19 protein-coding genes are annotated in these 14368 nt (G+C 62.4%); 6 read left to right on the forward strand and 13 right to left on the reverse strand.

The window, feature by feature from the left end; translation table 11 throughout:
• The first annotated feature begins 23 nt into the window (after positions 1–23).
• Positions 24–458, forward strand: coding sequence for an alternative ribosome rescue aminoacyl-tRNA hydrolase ArfB (gene arfB, locus NKJ18_RS14780; protein WP_352758525.1), 435 nt, complete (start codon positions 24–26; stop codon positions 456–458).
• Between the two features lie 158 nt (positions 459–616).
• Positions 617–1249 carry an alpha-ketoglutarate-dependent dioxygenase AlkB family protein gene (locus NKJ18_RS14785; RefSeq protein WP_352758526.1) on the forward strand — a complete coding sequence of 211 codons (633 nt, stop codon included), beginning with the start codon at positions 617–619 and terminating at the stop codon, positions 1247–1249.
• Here NKJ18_RS14785 and NKJ18_RS14790 read toward each other — a convergent pair.
• The 13 genes from NKJ18_RS14790 to hisB all read right to left on the reverse strand — a co-directional run bounded on the left by NKJ18_RS14790 (position 1212) and on the right by hisB (position 10947).
• A complete protein-coding gene (locus tag NKJ18_RS14790; protein ID WP_352758528.1) occupies positions 1212–2825 on the reverse strand; it encodes a hypothetical protein in 1614 nt (537 codons plus the stop codon). The genes NKJ18_RS14785 and NKJ18_RS14790 overlap by 38 nt on opposite strands.
• Entirely contained in the window at positions 2822–3280 is a 459-nt protein-coding gene (locus NKJ18_RS14795; protein ID WP_352758530.1) for a GtrA family protein, read from the reverse strand. The genes NKJ18_RS14790 and NKJ18_RS14795 overlap by 4 nt, the downstream gene beginning before the upstream one ends.
• Complete coding sequence (locus NKJ18_RS14800) at positions 3246–4016, reverse strand: class I SAM-dependent methyltransferase (protein ID WP_352758532.1); 771 nt, start codon at positions 4014–4016, stop codon at positions 3246–3248. Before NKJ18_RS14800 ends, NKJ18_RS14795 begins: the two co-directional genes overlap by 35 nt.
• A complete protein-coding gene (locus NKJ18_RS14805) occupies positions 4016–4966 on the reverse strand; it encodes a glycosyltransferase family 2 protein (RefSeq protein ID WP_352758534.1) in 951 nt (316 codons plus the stop codon). The genes NKJ18_RS14800 and NKJ18_RS14805 overlap by 1 nt, the downstream gene beginning before the upstream one ends.
• A 146-nt stretch (positions 4967–5112) precedes the next feature.
• Positions 5113–6072, reverse strand: coding sequence for a type I pantothenate kinase (gene coaA / locus NKJ18_RS14810; RefSeq protein ID WP_023672313.1), 960 nt, complete (start codon positions 6070–6072; stop codon positions 5113–5115).
• A gap of 132 nt (positions 6073–6204) precedes the next feature.
• Complete coding sequence (locus tag NKJ18_RS14815) at positions 6205–6528, reverse strand: phosphoribosyl-ATP diphosphatase (protein WP_023681408.1); 324 nt, start codon at positions 6526–6528, stop codon at positions 6205–6207.
• An 8-nt stretch (positions 6529–6536) separates the two neighbouring features.
• Complete coding sequence (gene hisF, locus NKJ18_RS14820; protein ID WP_352758556.1) at positions 6537–7343, reverse strand: imidazole glycerol phosphate synthase subunit HisF; 807 nt, start codon at positions 7341–7343, stop codon at positions 6537–6539.
• Entirely contained in the window at positions 7340–8176 is an 837-nt protein-coding gene (locus tag NKJ18_RS14825) for an arginase family protein (protein WP_352519342.1), read from the reverse strand. Before NKJ18_RS14825 ends, hisF begins: the two co-directional genes overlap by 4 nt.
• On the reverse strand, positions 8173–8919 hold the full coding sequence (gene hisA, locus NKJ18_RS14830) for a 1-(5-phosphoribosyl)-5-[(5-phosphoribosylamino)methylideneamino]imidazole-4-carboxamide isomerase (RefSeq protein WP_352519343.1): 747 nt from the start codon (positions 8917–8919) through the stop codon (positions 8173–8175). Before hisA ends, NKJ18_RS14825 begins: the two co-directional genes overlap by 4 nt.
• Before the next feature lie 3 nt (positions 8920–8922).
• A complete protein-coding gene (locus NKJ18_RS14835; RefSeq protein ID WP_023672318.1) occupies positions 8923–9213 on the reverse strand; it encodes a DUF1330 domain-containing protein in 291 nt (96 codons plus the stop codon).
• Position 9214: 1 nt separating this feature from the next.
• Positions 9215–9865, reverse strand: coding sequence for an imidazole glycerol phosphate synthase subunit HisH (gene hisH / locus NKJ18_RS14840; protein ID WP_023681413.1), 651 nt, complete (start codon positions 9863–9865; stop codon positions 9215–9217).
• Position 9866: 1 nt separating this feature from the next.
• Positions 9867–10343, reverse strand: coding sequence for a DUF2628 domain-containing protein (locus tag NKJ18_RS14845; protein WP_023739747.1), 477 nt, complete (start codon positions 10341–10343; stop codon positions 9867–9869).
• Between the two features lie 4 nt (positions 10344–10347).
• Positions 10348–10947 (reverse strand): imidazoleglycerol-phosphate dehydratase HisB, encoded by a 600-nt coding sequence (hisB, locus tag NKJ18_RS14850; RefSeq protein WP_023672321.1) that lies wholly within the window; start codon positions 10945–10947, stop codon positions 10348–10350.
• Between the two features lie 237 nt (positions 10948–11184).
• Between hisB and hslV the strand changes: the two genes are divergently transcribed.
• Genes hslV through hslU form a run of 4 tightly spaced genes read left to right on the forward strand, consistent with a single transcriptional unit; the run spans position 11185 to position 14175 of the window.
• Positions 11185–11736, forward strand: coding sequence for an ATP-dependent protease subunit HslV (gene hslV, locus NKJ18_RS14855; protein WP_023672322.1), 552 nt, complete (start codon positions 11185–11187; stop codon positions 11734–11736).
• Positions 11726–12253, forward strand: coding sequence for a GNAT family N-acetyltransferase (locus tag NKJ18_RS14860; protein WP_352758537.1), 528 nt, complete (start codon positions 11726–11728; stop codon positions 12251–12253). Before hslV ends, NKJ18_RS14860 begins: the two co-directional genes overlap by 11 nt.
• 4 nt (positions 12254–12257) lie before the next feature.
• Entirely contained in the window at positions 12258–12857 is a 600-nt protein-coding gene (locus NKJ18_RS14865; RefSeq protein ID WP_023695986.1) for a DUF2585 domain-containing protein, read from the forward strand.
• Positions 12858–12861: 4 nt separating this feature from the next.
• Positions 12862–14175 carry an ATP-dependent protease ATPase subunit HslU gene (gene hslU / locus NKJ18_RS14870; RefSeq protein WP_023672325.1) on the forward strand — a complete coding sequence of 438 codons (1314 nt, stop codon included), beginning with the start codon at positions 12862–12864 and terminating at the stop codon, positions 14173–14175.
• Positions 14176–14368 lie beyond the last annotated feature (193 nt).

Raw genomic sequence — 14368 nt, forward strand, 5'->3', positions numbered from 1 at the left:
GTCCGCCGCGCCATGACTGCGGCATGCCTATCGACGACATCATCATATCAGACGAAGCCGTAATCCATCCGGGCGACCTGCACGAGGATTTCATCCGCTCGTCGGGTCCCGGCGGCCAGAACGTCAACAAGGTGGCGACCGCCGTCCAATTGCGCTTCGACGCCGCCAATGCGGCTGGCCTGTCCGAACGCGTGCGCGCGCGCACGATCAAGCTCGCCGGCCAGCGCGCCACTAAGGACGGCGTCATCGTCATCGAGGCCGGCCGCTTCCGCACCCAGGAGCAGAACCGGGCCGATGCCCGGGCAAGGCTGACGGCGCTGGTCGCCAAGGCCGCGGAACCGCCGCCGCCGCTGCGCAAGAAGACCAGGCCGTCGAAAGGCTCGGTGGAGCGGCGGCTGCAAAGCAAGGCAGGGCGCGGCACGATCAAAAAGCTGCGCGGCCGGGTAGAGAACGACTAAGGACCGCGCCGACTGCGTGCATAAAGCGGCCTCCCCTTCGGAACCGCAGACGCAAGGTTTCACCATTGCCACAGCAAGGGAGACCGACAACGGTGGCTTTCGGGTCGCCGTCTCTGATTGGCGGTGGCATGGTTTCAGTATCAACCGGAGGCGAAGTCATGCTCGTTCTGCCCAAAGGCGTCCGCCATATGCCCGGCTATCTGTCCCGCGCGGCGCAGGAAGCGCTGGTGGAAGAGGTGAGGACAATTGTACAGCGGGCGCCGCTGTACGTGCCGGCGATGCCGCGGACCGGCAAGGAGATGAGCGTGCGCATGACCAATTGCGGCACGCTCGGCTGGGTCACCGACAAGGAGCTGGGCTATCGCTACCAGCCAACGCACCCACTCACCGGAGAGCCATGGCCGCCGATCCCGGACGCGCTGCTGCAATTGTGGCGGGAGGTCGCCGCCTATCCGAATCCGCCGGAGGCCTGCCTGGTCAATTTCTATGCGCAGGACGCCAAAATGGGTCTGCACCAGGATCGCGACGAAGCCGATTTCTCGGCCCCAGTGGTCTCGGTGTCGCTTGGCGACGATTGCCTGTTCCGGGTCGGCCAAGTGACGGGCAGGGGGGCCACACGCGACGGCGGCACCAAATCGTTCCGCCTGAAAAGCGGCGACGTCGTCGTGCTCGGCGGCGAAGGCCGGCTCTGCTTCCATGGCGTCGACCGCATCTACCCGTCGACCTCGGCGCTGCTGAAAAATGGCGGCCGGATCAATCTGACGCTGCGGCGGGTGACGAGAGCGATATGACGAGCTTATCTGGCGGAGGGGTGGGACGGATGTAGTCGTTGCGCAGATAAACGCGCACAGCGTCGTTTTCCGCGAGCCAATGATATTGGGTCAGGATGGTGCCAAAGCCAAAGCGTTTCTTCAGTCGGTCTGTCCAGTAAGTGTCGTCTTTCTCGAAGACGATGATATCAGGACGCAGGCGCTCGAACTCTTCTAGTTTGCTTTCAGCATAGCGCACCACGATCGCATCATAGTGCGTCGCTTTGGCGGTATCACCGGAAAGGATCGCCGCCATGGACAGATAGAGCGAGAACGCTCCCAGCCAATCGCTTACATGGGTAGAAACGAACTGCCCGTCGATCATTCGAACCAGTGGATGTCCGGCCGATAGGTCGGAACCCATCAACGCGACCGTCGGTCGATAGGTCGCGGCACGCGTGGTGGCTACCATCGCGGCATCTGGCTTCAGCGTGATCCAATACGGAAGGAAGGCGACCGCCAGGCCCGCCAACCCCAGAGCACGTGTTGGACCTGACAAAAAGGGCAACAAAGTCGACGATTGCCGCTCGGACTTCGGGATTGCCAGCAAACAAATAATGGATGCCACCATGCAGAAATTGACTGGATAGGCGTGATAGGGCCAACCTTTCGCCTGATAGAACAACGGTAACATAGCGGCGATAGATGCGGTCAACGCTACCGCCGCCAACTCGGGAAACCGCCTGGCTGGCCACATCCGACAAACTGAGGTCAGCAAAAAAAACCACGCAAAAATGTAGCGGCCGATGATAGGCCAGAAAATGGTGATATTTGAATAGACCTCCGCCAGCAGCGGATAAACGTCGCGAAGGAATTCCGGGTAGATCAGTGTGATCAGCCCGCCATAGGCAACACAGACCCCGCCGATGACCCAGTGCTCCAGGGCGAAAACGGGCCTCAAGCTGCGCCGACGCGCTGCAACGAGCAGCGCCGGCGCCAGCACCATGATCGCATAATAGGGTTTGACAAGAAGCAGCACACTGCCCGACAGGCCGGCAAGAACGGCAAGACCCGCGCTCGGTGGCGCCGCCGCATCTTCCCGTGCGCGCCAGGCGTGAAGCGCCAACAGCGGCATGAACAGCGCAATGCCGATGTGCTCGCGCTCGCTGAAGGCATTGCCGGGAAAGATCACCAGCATCGCGTAGAAGGCAGGCGCCAGCGCAAACAGCGATGCCGTTTCGGCAAAGCCGGCGCGCTTGACGATCGCGCCCGAGAACGAAAGCCCGACAAGTGCAGCCAGATATGTCCAGGCCTGAACCAGAATTTCCGGAGCGATTCCCAGCGCCTTGGCCGCAGCCACTGGCGGCAAATAAAGCCATACGCTGAACGGAGGATTGGTCTCGTAGATTTGGGAATAAAGTCGCTCGCCGGAGAGCATACGTTCGCAGACCGTGATCAGCCAACTCGTGTCCGGTATCGTTCCCCAACGCGTCTGATAGACGACCGAGAAGATCGTGATGGCGGCGATGGCGAGGAGATTGCGATTGGAAAGCAATGACGTCGCCAGATCATGGCTGCGCCAGCCGTTCAGGGCACCAACGTCGTTCGAGACACTCATGATGCTGCCCGTATCCTGGCGCCGGGCGCGAACACCCACCGATCGAGGACGAAATAATTGAACGCCGGCACGACGACGCAGATCACAGCGATCGACAGCACCGGTTTGGCACCAAGACCATTGACCAGGATCAGCGGCAACAACCAGGAAAAACCGAGCCCAAGTGCTGTCAGCAGAAAGAAGCGCGGGGCTTCGAATCCATGCGAACCCGACGAGACGAAGGTCACGTATTTATGGCCGGCATAGGAGAAGAACGCCGCAATGATGTAGGCGACGACCGAAGCCGACGCCGCCGGCAAGGCGGAGCCCGGAAGTGCCGACAGCAGGAAAGCGCAAATCGCATAAATCAGCGTCGATGCTATGCCAATCAGGGCAAAGCGCGACAGGCGACGATACAAGCCAACGCCGGGCATGATGCGGTCAGGCCGCCAGCCGGTCGCCGAAGCGACGGCCATCGGACGCTACGTCGTTGCGAAACACCGCCAGCAACGAAACGCCGAACGGCAGCGCTGCATTCGGCACGATATGGCCCTCAGCCGAAAACATTGCCTTCATCGCTGCATTGATGGGCTTCGGCGGCGTCGCATGGCCTGCTGGCCGGGGCGGCTTGCGCACTCTGTCCATCAGCCGTGCCAGTGCCGCGACGGGAAAGAGCGCGGCGTTGGTATAGCTTAGTCGGTCGATCGCGAACCCGGCCTTTTCGATGCGCCCACGCAGCAGGCTGCGCGAATAGCGGCGCATGTGATGCAGGCCGACGTCATGCGTGCTCCACAGCCACTGATGCGCCGGAACCGTCAGCACCACCCGGCCGCCCGGTTTCAGCATGTGGCGGATCGCCTCCAGGGAGGCCTCGTCCTCGGCGACATGCTCCAGCACGTCGAACAGGCAGATGAGATCGAAGCTTGCCGGTGCGACCGGGATGTTGTCGGGCAGGTGACCGGGAAGAAAGTCGTGGCCGGTCTTCTCACGCGCGATCTGCCGCGCGAGATCGCTCATTTCGACTGCGCAGACCTTACCGAACTGTTCCAGCATGGCGATGTTGCCGCCGGTGCCGGCGCCGATTTCAAGTATTTTCGCGACCTGCGGCAGGTCAAGACCACGAATGACGGCTTCGGCAATGGCCCGGCGGCCGCAGAACCACCAGTGCTTGTCTTCGGTCGCTGCCATGTTGCGATAGGCGTCGAGTTCCATCAGTCGGTGCCCCCGAATGTGCGTCGCACGATGTAGATCGGGCGCTGTTTGATCTCGGCATAGACCCTGCCGAGATACTGCCCGACAATGCCGATGCCGAGCAGCTGGATGCCGCCGAGGAACAGCACGCTGACCAGCAGCGAAGCATAGCCGGGCACGTCGATACCGAAGATCATCGTCTTGGCGACGATCACCAAGCCGTACAGGAACGACAGCGCCGAGATGACAGCGCCGACATAGGTCCAGATCTCAAGCGGCGCGGTGGAGAAGCTGGTGATGCCCTCAAGCGCGAAGTTCCACAGCTTCCAGCCGGAGAATTTCGACTGCCCGGCGATGCGCTGGTCGCGGACATACTCGACCGTTGCGGTGCGGAACCCGACCCAGGCAAACAGGCCTTTCATGAAGCGGCGACGCTCCGGCAGCGAACGCAGCGCCTCGATCACCTGGCGGTCGATCAGCCGGAAGTCGCCGACATCGTGCGGAATCTTCTGCTGCGCGATCCAGTTGTGGACGCGGTAGAACATCGAGGCAGAGCGCTGCTTGACGAAACTGTCGCTCGACCTGTCGGTGCGCTTGGCCAGGACCACCTCGAAGCCTTCGCGCCATGTTTCGATCAGCAGCGGAATGACATGCGGCGGATCCTGCAGGTCGACGTCGATCGGGATGGCGGCATCGGCGTCGCAGCAATCGAGCCCGGCGGTCATCGCGGCTTCCTTGCCGAAATTGCGCGACAGGTCGATCACCTGGATGCGCGGATCGGCGCGCTGCGCCTCGATCAGCCGCTCCAGCGTGGCGTCCGTGCTGCCGTCATTGACGAAGATGAGCTCGAACGTTTCCTTCAGCGGGTCGATGCTTGCGCAGACCGCCTTGAGAAACGGAGCGATCGCGGCTTCCTCGTTGTGCACCGGCACGATCAGCGCAACGGTCGCCGTCCCGTCCTGCGGACGCACGGGGGGGCCTGCTGCCGGCCGATCGATATGAAGGAATGGCGCGTTCATTGCCTGCCCAAGCCCGCGGATCACGCGCAACAATAGGCGAGTCTGGGTTAAGATGACTTTAAGTTATAGCCTTTGATTTCAACCGATAGGGCAGGATTTCACAGTTTCCTGAGCGCCACTTCCTCGACCAGGTGATTGGCGCCCTTGCGCAGGATGAGGTCGGCCCGCGCCCGTGTCGGCACGATGTTCTCGCGCAGGTTTTTCAGGTTGATGTTGGCCCACAAGCCTTCCGCAATGGCGCGCGCGGCGTCTTCCGAAAGCTGCGAATAGCGGTGGAAGAAGGAGTCCGGATTGCGGAAGGCCGTCTCGCGCAGGCGCATGAAGCGGGCGATGTACCATTGGTGGATCAGCTTCTCGTCGGCATCTATATAAATGGCGAAATCGAAGAAATCCGACAGGAACGGCACGATCTTGCCGTCCTTCGGCAATTTGCCGGGTTGCAGAACGTTGATGCCTTCGAAGATCAGAATGTCTGGCCGGTCGATGGTGACGAACTCGCCGGGAATGACGTCATAGGTCAAATGCGAATAGACGGGCGCGCGGACATTGCGCTGCGCCGACTTGATGCCCGAGAGGAAACGCAGCAGCGCACCGACATCGTAGCTGTCAGGAAAGCCCTTGCGCTCCATCAGATTGTCGCGCCGCAACACCTTGTTGGGTAAGAGAAAACCGTCGGTGGTGATCAGATCGACTTTGGGGCTCGACGGCCAGCGCGCCAGAAGCTCCTTCAGCACGCGCGCCGTGGTCGATTTGCCGACCGCAACCGAACCGGCAATGCCGATGATGAACGGTGTCTTGACCACATCCAGCGCGTTGAAGAAGGCCTGGCGCTGGCGAAACAGCAGCTGGCTGGCCTCGACATGCGCCGAAAGCAGCCGCGACAGCGACAGATAGATGCGCTTAACTTCTTCCAGGTCGACCGGATCGTTCAGCGAGCGCAGACGGTTGATCTCGTCTTCGCCCAGCGTCATCGGCGTGTCGGCGCGGAAGTTCGACCATTGCTCGGCCGAGAAGAAACGATAGGGGGAATATTTCTCGGTCGGAGCGAGCTGGTCCATCGAGTTTCCTGCCCTCTAGAGCATGATGCCGAAAAGTGTGAAGCGGTTTTCGGGCGACATCATGCTCCCTCTATCAATTTAGAGACGGATTCAGATTTAAGGCCTCGGCCCGAAATCATCCGGCTCTAGCGGTCAGCCTTTCGGCCGGGATGCCTTTTCAGTGACGCCCGAACGGCCGGTGCGGCCCTCAAGCTCCTTCAGCACCTCGCCCAGCGAAACGCCGGCCATGCCAAGCACGACGAGCCAATGGTATATGAGATCGGCACTTTCGGAAACGAGGGCTTTCTCGTCGCCCTTGACGGCGGCAATGACGGTCTCGACTGCCTCTTCACCAAGCTTCTGCGCCGCCTTGTCGATGCCTTTGGCGAACAGTTTTGCCGTCCACGAGTCCGGGTCGCCGGAACGGGCGCGTTCGCCAATGATCGTTTCCAGATCGGACAGCGAAAATTCAGCCATGGCGCAGCCTACAGCCTTTGTGGAGTGGATTGAACCGGATAGTCCAGGCGCATCGGCAGCCCGGCCTCGGCCATATGCGCCTTGGCTTCCGTAATCGTGTAAGTGCCGAAATGGAAGATCGAGGCGGCGAGCACGGCGCCGGCATGGCCGTCGCGAATGCCCTCGACCAGATGGTCGAGCGTGCCGACGCCGCCCGACGCGATGACTGGCACGCGAACCGCATCGGCTATCGCGCGGGTCAGCGCAATGTCGTAGCCGGCCTTGGTGCCGTCACGGTCCATCGAGGTCAAAAGAATCTCGCCAGCGCCGCGATCAACCATTTTTCGCGCGAACTCGACCGCATCGATGCCGGTCTTTTCGCGGCCGCCATGGGTGAAGATCTCCCAGCGGCCGGGCTCTTTGGGCGCCGACACCCTCTTGGCGTCGATGGCGACGACAATACACTGGTTGCCGAACTTGTCGGCGGCTTCGGCGACGAAATCGGGATTCTTCACCGCCGCAGTGTTGATCGACACCTTGTCGGCGCCGGCCAGCAACAGTTTGCGGATATCGGCGACCTGGCGCACGCCGCCGCCGACGGTCAGCGGCATGAAGCATTGTTCGGCGGTGCGGGCGACGACGTCGAAGATGGTTTCACGGTTGTCGGACGACGCGGTGATATCGAGAAAGCAAAGCTCGTCAGCGCCGGCCGCGTCATAGGCTTTGGCCGCCTCGACCGGATCACCGGCATCGATGAGGTCGACGAAATTGACCCCCTTGACGACGCGGCCGTTCTTGACGTCGAGGCAAGGGATGACTCGGGCCTTCAGCATCAGCCCTTGTCCATCGTCGCCAGCAACTCGCTTAGCAGTTCGCCGACCAGCGGCGGAACCTCGGCCTGCGCATCGAACGCCGGATCATAGGCGGAAATGGTAATGCCGGAAATCGGCAGCAGGCCGGCCATGCCGCAGACAGCCTGGCGCAGCTGTTTCGGCTCCGGGCCGCCGGGCGTGGTGTAGCGGTTGGCCTGCAGCGCCCCGGGGTCGTGCACGTCGAGATCGAGATGCAGGTGCACCCGCTTCGCGTCCGGCGCCTTCAGCCTGTCGCAGGCCGTGGCCCAGTCCGGGCATTCGGTGCGGATGACCGGCAAAGTCTTCAACAGCTCTGTTTCGGCCGGATCGAGATCGCGCGCGTTGACCAGCACGCAGCGCGCCGGATCGATAGGCCTGAAGCCGGGGATGGCCGAGGCCATCGGCTTCCAGCACAGGCCGAGAACCGTGGCCAGCGCCATGCCGTCGAGGAAGCCGAAGATGGACGTCTCCGGCGTGTTGAGATCGCCATGCTGGTCGGCCCAGATGATCGCATCGGCATCCTCGCCGGCAACCGCACCGGCCGATGTCAGGCAATTGCCGGCCAGCACGATGGGAAACCGGCCGCGGTCTATGGCGATGCGGACCTCGCCGGAGACGGCACCGCACACGGCAAAGCCGGTGGCGATCTCGCGCTGTTGTTCGTCGCCAACCCTGCCGATATCGGTGACGACGACGTCATGCCCGGTGAGCGTCAGCGCGTCCACAAGCCCGCCGGCGATGAGTGCATCCGGGCCTCGGCCCATGCCGCCGTGATAGTGGCCGCTGTCATAGGAGGCCAGGATGATGGAGATTTTCACGGCCGGGTCTCCATCGCCTTGCCCTGCAGCACCGCCAGCGCCTCGGCCGGGTCGATGCGCCCGTCATAGAGCGCGCGGCCGGAGATGGCGCCTTCGAGTTTCTTTGCGTCGGGCATGGTCATGCGCACGATGTCGGCGATCGAGGCCAGCCCGCCCGAGGCGATGACCGGGATCGACACCGCATTGGCAAGGTCGATGGTGGCGTCCCAGTTGATTCCGGTCAGAACGCCGTCGCGGTCGATATCGGTGTAGATGATGGCGGCAACGCCGGCGCCTTCGAATTTCCGCGCCAGTTCGATGACGCCGAGGCTGGAGGCCTCGGCCCAGCCTTCGACCGCCACCTTGCCGCCCTTGGCGTCGATGCCCACGGCGATCTTTCCAGGAAATTCCTTGCAGGCTTCCCGGACCAGGTCGGGATCGCGCACCGCCACCGTGCCGAGGATGACGCGGGCCAGCCCGCGGTCGAGCCAGTCCTCGATCTGCGCCAGCGTGCGGATGCCGCCGCCGAGCTGCACCGGGTTTTTCGTCGCCTTGAGGATGGCGCCGACCGCCGCGCTGTTGACGCTCTGGCCCTTGAAGGCGCCGTTGAGGTCGACGACATGCAGCCATTCAAACCCTTGCTCTTCGAAGGCCTTGGCCTGGGCCGCAGGGTCGTCATTGTAGATGGTCGCGGTCGCCATATCGCCGTGCTTCAGCCGCACGCACTTGCCGTCCTTGAGGTCGATGGCCGGAAACAGGATCACCGTTCAGACCCCTTCCACAATGGCGAAATGCGAGGTCGAATAAGCGCGCCGGAATTTCAGCGCTGCCTGGTATTCGGGGGAATGGAAGCAAGCCAGCGCGACCTCGTAGCTTTCGAACTCGACGATCACATGGCGATTGCCGGATGGCCCTTCCGGGCTTGACGACTGACCGCCTCGCGTCAGGAATTTCGCGCCGTATTTGTCGAACGCCGCTTTGTTGGCGGCGATGTATTTCGGATAGTTTTCCGGATCGGTCACATCGACCATCGCCATCCAGTAGCCCTTCTTGCTCATCTCAAGGCCTCCAGCGCAGGAAGTTGGTGATCAGTGCCAGGCCGAGCGCCTGGCTCTTTTCCGGATGGAATTGCGTGCCGGCAAGGTTACCGCGCGCGACCGCCGCCGTTACCGGGCCGCCATAATCGGCGACGGCCAGCACTTCGTCCGGCCTTGTCGCGTCGAGATGGTAGGAATGAACGAAATAGGCGTGCAGACCCTTAGGCCCGGTCGCAATACCCGAAAACAGCGGGTGCTTGCGCTCCAGATCGATGGTGTTCCAGCCGATTTGCGGGATCTTCAGTGCCGGATCGGCGGGCGTGATCTCCTTGACGTCGCCGGCAATCCAGCCGAAGCCCTTGGTCACGGTCTTTTCCAGGCCGCGCTCCGACATCAGCTGCATGCCGACGCAGATGCCGAGGAACGGCCGCGCCTTGGCGATCGCTACCTCTTCCACCGCTTCCCACATGCCGGCGACGCCGCGCAGGCCCGCCGCGCAATCGGCATAGGCGCCGACGCCGGGCAAAACGATGCGGTCGGCGCTGCGCACACGCTCGGCATCGGCGGTCAGCTCGATGGCAGCCGCAATGCCGGCTTCATGCGCGGCGCGCTCGAAGGCCTTGGTGGCCGAGCGCAGATTGCCCGACCCGTAATCGATGATCGCGACCCGCATCTCAGGCTTTTCCCGGCGTATGGCTCAGGCCCAGCGTCAGCCCGGTCTGCGCCGGCCGGGCCAGGCTGGCGTCCGGCACGATGCGCGGCAGCGGCGCCGGCTCATCGGCAAGCGCCTCGGCGTCCAGTGACTGGCGAATGTCGGCATCGTCAGGATTGTCGGCTTCGACGACGCCCCATTCATGCCAGCCGCCGCGGCGCAGCGCTGCGAGCCGCAACCCTTGGCCTTCCAGCCCGATATAGAGCGACACCAGTAAAGACAGTGCGGAGCCGGCCCAGTCCAGTCCCAGCCATTGGCCGAGCACCGAGATGAGCCCCATGGCGACGAAGGCGAGCGCCGCCTCGATCCAAAGCCGGTGCCAAGCGAGCCACAGCGGCGCCACCAGGAAAGCCAGCCAGGAAAAACCGTCGCGGACAAAAATGGTTGCGTCGGCCGCCTCGGTGCGGCCTGGCGGTTCCATCACGACATAGATGGCCATCAGCCTACCCTTTCAGAGATCCCTTGGTGGAGGGAACCGCTTCCGGCTGGCGCGGGTCGCGCTCCAGTGCGAAACGCAGCGCGCGCGCCACCGCCTTGAAGCAGGTCTCGGCAATATGGTGGTTGTTGGCGCCATAATGGTTGGTGACATGCAGCGTGATGCCGGCATTCTGCGCCAGCGCCTGGAAGAATTCACGCACCAGTTCGGTGTCGAACGTGCCGATCTTGGGCGACGAGAAGGCGACATTCCAGACCAGGAACGGACGGCCCGACACGTCGATCGCGGCCCGCGTCAGCGTCTCGTCCATGGCAAGGTCGACAGAGGCGTAGCGCATGATGCCGCGCCGCTCGCCCAGCGCCTTGGCCAGCGCCTGGCCGATCGCAATGCCGGTGTCCTCGACCGTGTGGTGGTCGTCAATGTGCAGGTCGCCCTTGGCCTTCACCGTGATGTCGATCAGCGAGTGGCGCGACAGCTGGTCCAGCATGTGGTCGAAGAAGCCGACGCCGCTCGACATGTCGGATTTTCCGGTGCCGTCGACATGGACCGAGACGCTGATCTCGGTTTCCTTGGTCTTGCGGCTGACTTCGGCGGAACGGGACGCCATGACCTTGTCCTTGGCTGAGGGGTTCGAAACTCAAGACGGGGTTCCAAGCTGTCATTTGCTTGAAAACGAAAGCCTTCTAGCAGCATGATCCGGCGATTGCCAGTTGCGATGCGGACAGCCACCGGCCATGGCGGACGCCGTTTGCAATCACCCGCCCCATGCATACATATGGCCGATCGAAATCACTCGTACCGCGCGCCAATCGCCTTATCGGGATCGCGCGAATCGGAGCTAAAAATGTCGAATGAACTGAGCATGCACGCCACGACCATCGTGACGGTGCGCAAGGGCAACAAGGTGGTGATCGCCGGCGACGGCCAGGTCAGCCTTGGCCAGACCATCATGAAAGGCAACGCCAAAAAGGTGCGCCGCATCGGCAAAGGCGGCAATGTCATTGCGGGTTTCGCCGGCGCCACGGCGGATGCTTTCACCCTTCTGGAGCGGCTGGAAGCCAAGCTCGAACAATATCCCGACCAGTTGACGCGCGCCTGCGTCGAGCTCGCCAAGGACTGGCGCACCGACCGTTATCTGCGCCGGCTGGAAGCGATGATGCTGGTGGCCGACAAGTCGGTTTCGCTGGCGCTCACCGGCACCGGCGACGTGCTGGAGCCCGAATTCGGCGTCATGGCCATCGGTTCCGGCGGCAACTATGCGCTGGCCGCTGCCCGCGCGCTGATGGACAGCGACAAGGATGCCGAGGAGATCGCCCGCAAGGCGATGCAGATCGCCTCCGACATTTGCGTCTATACCAACAACAACTTTGTTGTCGAAACGCTCGATGCCGGCTAACCCGCCGGTGCTCTATGATTTTCGACCGGTTACCGAAAAAGACCTGCCGATGATCGCCGGCTGGCTGGCCGAGCCGCATGTCGCCGAATGGTGGGACGATCCGGAGACGGAAATCGCCGAAATCCGGGAGCACATTGACTCTATTTCTGTAGAGCCGCTGATCGTCGAGCTCGACGGCAGGCCGATCGCCTATCTGCAGAGCTACGATCCGCATCTGGAAGACGGCCATCCCTATGCCGACCAGCCGTTTGGCACGCTCGGCATCGACCTGTCGATCGGCGTGCCGGACCTGGTCGGCAAAGGTCATGGCTCGGCGATTGTCAGGCAATTCGTCGAGCAACTGTTCGAGGAAGGCGCGCCGCGCATCATAATCGATCCGCATCCCGACAATGGCCGCGCCATCCGCGCCTATGAAAAAGCGGGGTTCAGGGCTATCGATCGCAGGCACTCTAGATATGGGGACGTCGTGCTGATGGCTGTCGGTGCCAAAGAGAGCGACGCGGAAGAAGGGGAATGAGTTGATGGCGACACCGGGCACTGCCAAAAATTACTCGGCCTACGAAGACAGCTGGCGGATGGGGCTTCTGCTCGTGCTCGCTCTGCTCATCTTCCAGGCCGGCGCGCTTTACGGCATGGGCCGCACGCCGATCTGCACCTGCGGTTACGTCAAACTCTGGCACGGTGTGGTGAACAGTTCGGAGAATTCCCAGCATATTTCCGACTGGTACACGTTCTCGCACATCATCCACGGCTTCCTGTTCTACGCCTTGGCCTGGTTCCTGTTCCCGCGCTCGCCAATCGGTCTGCGCCTGGCTTTCGCCGTCGTCATCGAGGGCGGCTGGGAACTCCTGGAAAACAGCCCGTTCATCATCGAGCGCTACCGCGCCGGCACCATCTCGCTGGATTACTATGGCGACTCGATCATAAATTCGGTGTCCGACACGCTGGCCATGGTGCTGGGATTTGTGATGGCGCGAAAGCTACCTATATGGAGCATCGTCGGCCTCGCCCTCATCTTCGAACTGGGTGTCGGCTACCTCATCCGGGACAATCTGACGCTCAACGTGATCATGCTGCTGCATCCGTTCGAGTCCATCAAGCAGTGGCAAAGTGGAATCTAGTGATATGACCACCTTCTCTCCCCGTGAAATCGTTTCGGAACTCGACCGCTTCATCATCGGCCAGAAGGACGCCAAGCGCGCCGTGGCCATTGCCTTGCGCAACCGCTGGCGCCGCCAGCAGCTGGAAGGCCAGATGCGCGAAGAGGTGATGCCGAAGAACATCCTGATGATCGGCCCGACCGGCGTCGGCAAGACCGAGATCTCGCGCCGCCTGGCGCGACTCGCCGGTGCGCCTTTCGTCAAGGTCGAGGCCACCAAGTTCACCGAAGTCGGCTATGTCGGCCGCGATGTCGAGCAGATCATCCGCGACCTGGTCGAGATCGCCATCGGCCTGGTGCGCGAGAAGATGCGCGAGGACGTGAAGGCGCGCGCGCACCTCAATGCCGAGGAGCGCGTGCTGGAAGCCCTGGTCGGCAAGACGGCGAGCCCGGCGACCCGCGATTCCTTCCGCAAGAAGCTGCGCGACGGCGAGCTCGACGACAAGGAGATCGAGATCGAGGTTGCCGACACCGGCACCGGCGGCATGCCCGGCTTCGAGATCCCCGGCATGCCGGGCGCTAATATCGGCGTGCTCAACATCAACGACATGCTGTCGAAGGCGATGGGTGGCAAGAAGACCAAGGCGCGCAAGACGACGGTCAAGGAATCCTACGCGCTGCTGGTCAACGACGAGTCCGACAAGCTGCTCGACCAGGACGAGGTGGTGCGCCGGGCGCTCGACGCGACCGAAAATGACGGCATCGTCTTCCTCGACGAGATCGACAAGATCGCCTCGCGCGAAGGTGGCATGGGCGCCGGCGTTTCACGCGAAGGCGTGCAGCGCGACCTGCTGCCGCTGATCGAAGGCACGACGGTGGCGACCAAATATGGACCGTTGAAGACCGACCACATCCTGTTCATCGCCTCGGGCGCATTCCATGTCTCGAAGCCCTCCGACCTGTTGCCGGAATTGCAGGGCCGCCTGCCGATCCGTGTCGAGTTGCGGGCGCTGGAGAAGGACGATTTCATTCGCATCCTCACCGAGACCGAGGCGAGCCTGATCAAGCAGTATATCGCACTGATGAAGACCGAAGGCGTCGATCTCACCTTCACCGACGACGCCATCGATTCGCTGGCCGGCATTGCCGTCGACCTCAACGCCAGTGTCGAGAACATCGGCGCGAGACGCCTGCAGACGGTGATGGAGCGTGTGCTGGACGAGATCTCCTACGACGCGCCGGACCGCAACGGCACCAGCGTCGCCATCGATGCCGCCTATGTGGAAAAGCATGTCGGCGACCTCTCGCGAAACACAGATTTGTCGCGATTCATCCTTTAAACGAGGGCGCCGGTTCATCCGGCGCCGGTATTAGAGCGCCGCGCGTCCTTTGGACACGCAAAGGTCGCTCTAGCAGTATTGAATCGATGCATCGGACTTTCCAAAAATCGGTTTCGATCTTTGGGCCGATGCTTAGGCAACAATCCGGCTAACAGCTTGATGTGTGGCCGGATGGTATCATCGGGCCACCTTT

Origin of the sequence: Mesorhizobium sp. M0217 (genome assembly GCF_040321955.1) — a bacterium.
In the GTDB taxonomy this organism is placed as follows: Bacteria; Pseudomonadota; Alphaproteobacteria; order Rhizobiales; family Rhizobiaceae; genus Mesorhizobium.

Excerpts from the sequence above, each read along its gene's own strand:
- NKJ18_RS14860 (WP_352758537.1), top strand. The coding sequence starts at position 11,726 with ATGCCGGCTAACCCGCCGGTGCTCTATGATTTTCGACCGGTTACCGAA.
- NKJ18_RS14795 (WP_352758530.1), bottom strand. The coding sequence starts at position 3,280 with ATGGCCGTCGCTTCGGCGACCGGCTGGCGGCCTGACCGCATCATGCCC.
- NKJ18_RS14785 (WP_352758526.1), top strand. The coding sequence starts at position 617 with ATGCTCGTTCTGCCCAAAGGCGTCCGCCATATGCCCGGCTATCTGTCC.
- coaA (WP_023672313.1), bottom strand. The coding sequence starts at position 6,072 with ATGGACCAGCTCGCTCCGACCGAGAAATATTCCCCCTATCGTTTCTTC.
- NKJ18_RS14815 (WP_023681408.1), bottom strand. The coding sequence starts at position 6,528 with ATGGCTGAATTTTCGCTGTCCGATCTGGAAACGATCATTGGCGAACGC.
- NKJ18_RS14845 (WP_023739747.1), bottom strand. The coding sequence starts at position 10,343 with ATGGCCATCTATGTCGTGATGGAACCGCCAGGCCGCACCGAGGCGGCC.
- hisH (WP_023681413.1), bottom strand. The coding sequence starts at position 9,865 with ATGCGGGTCGCGATCATCGATTACGGGTCGGGCAATCTGCGCTCGGCC.
- hslU (WP_023672325.1), top strand. The coding sequence starts at position 12,862 with ATGACCACCTTCTCTCCCCGTGAAATCGTTTCGGAACTCGACCGCTTC.
- NKJ18_RS14865 (WP_023695986.1), top strand. The coding sequence starts at position 12,258 with ATGGCGACACCGGGCACTGCCAAAAATTACTCGGCCTACGAAGACAGC.
- NKJ18_RS14790 (WP_352758528.1), bottom strand. The coding sequence starts at position 2,825 with ATGAGTGTCTCGAACGACGTTGGTGCCCTGAACGGCTGGCGCAGCCAT.
- NKJ18_RS14835 (WP_023672318.1), bottom strand. The coding sequence starts at position 9,213 with ATGAGCAAGAAGGGCTACTGGATGGCGATGGTCGATGTGACCGATCCG.
- hisB (WP_023672321.1), bottom strand. The coding sequence starts at position 10,947 with ATGGCGTCCCGTTCCGCCGAAGTCAGCCGCAAGACCAAGGAAACCGAG.
- NKJ18_RS14800 (WP_352758532.1), bottom strand. The coding sequence starts at position 4,016 with ATGGAACTCGACGCCTATCGCAACATGGCAGCGACCGAAGACAAGCAC.
- arfB (WP_352758525.1), top strand. The coding sequence starts at position 24 with ATGCCTATCGACGACATCATCATATCAGACGAAGCCGTAATCCATCCG.
- hslV (WP_023672322.1), top strand. The coding sequence starts at position 11,185 with ATGTCGAATGAACTGAGCATGCACGCCACGACCATCGTGACGGTGCGC.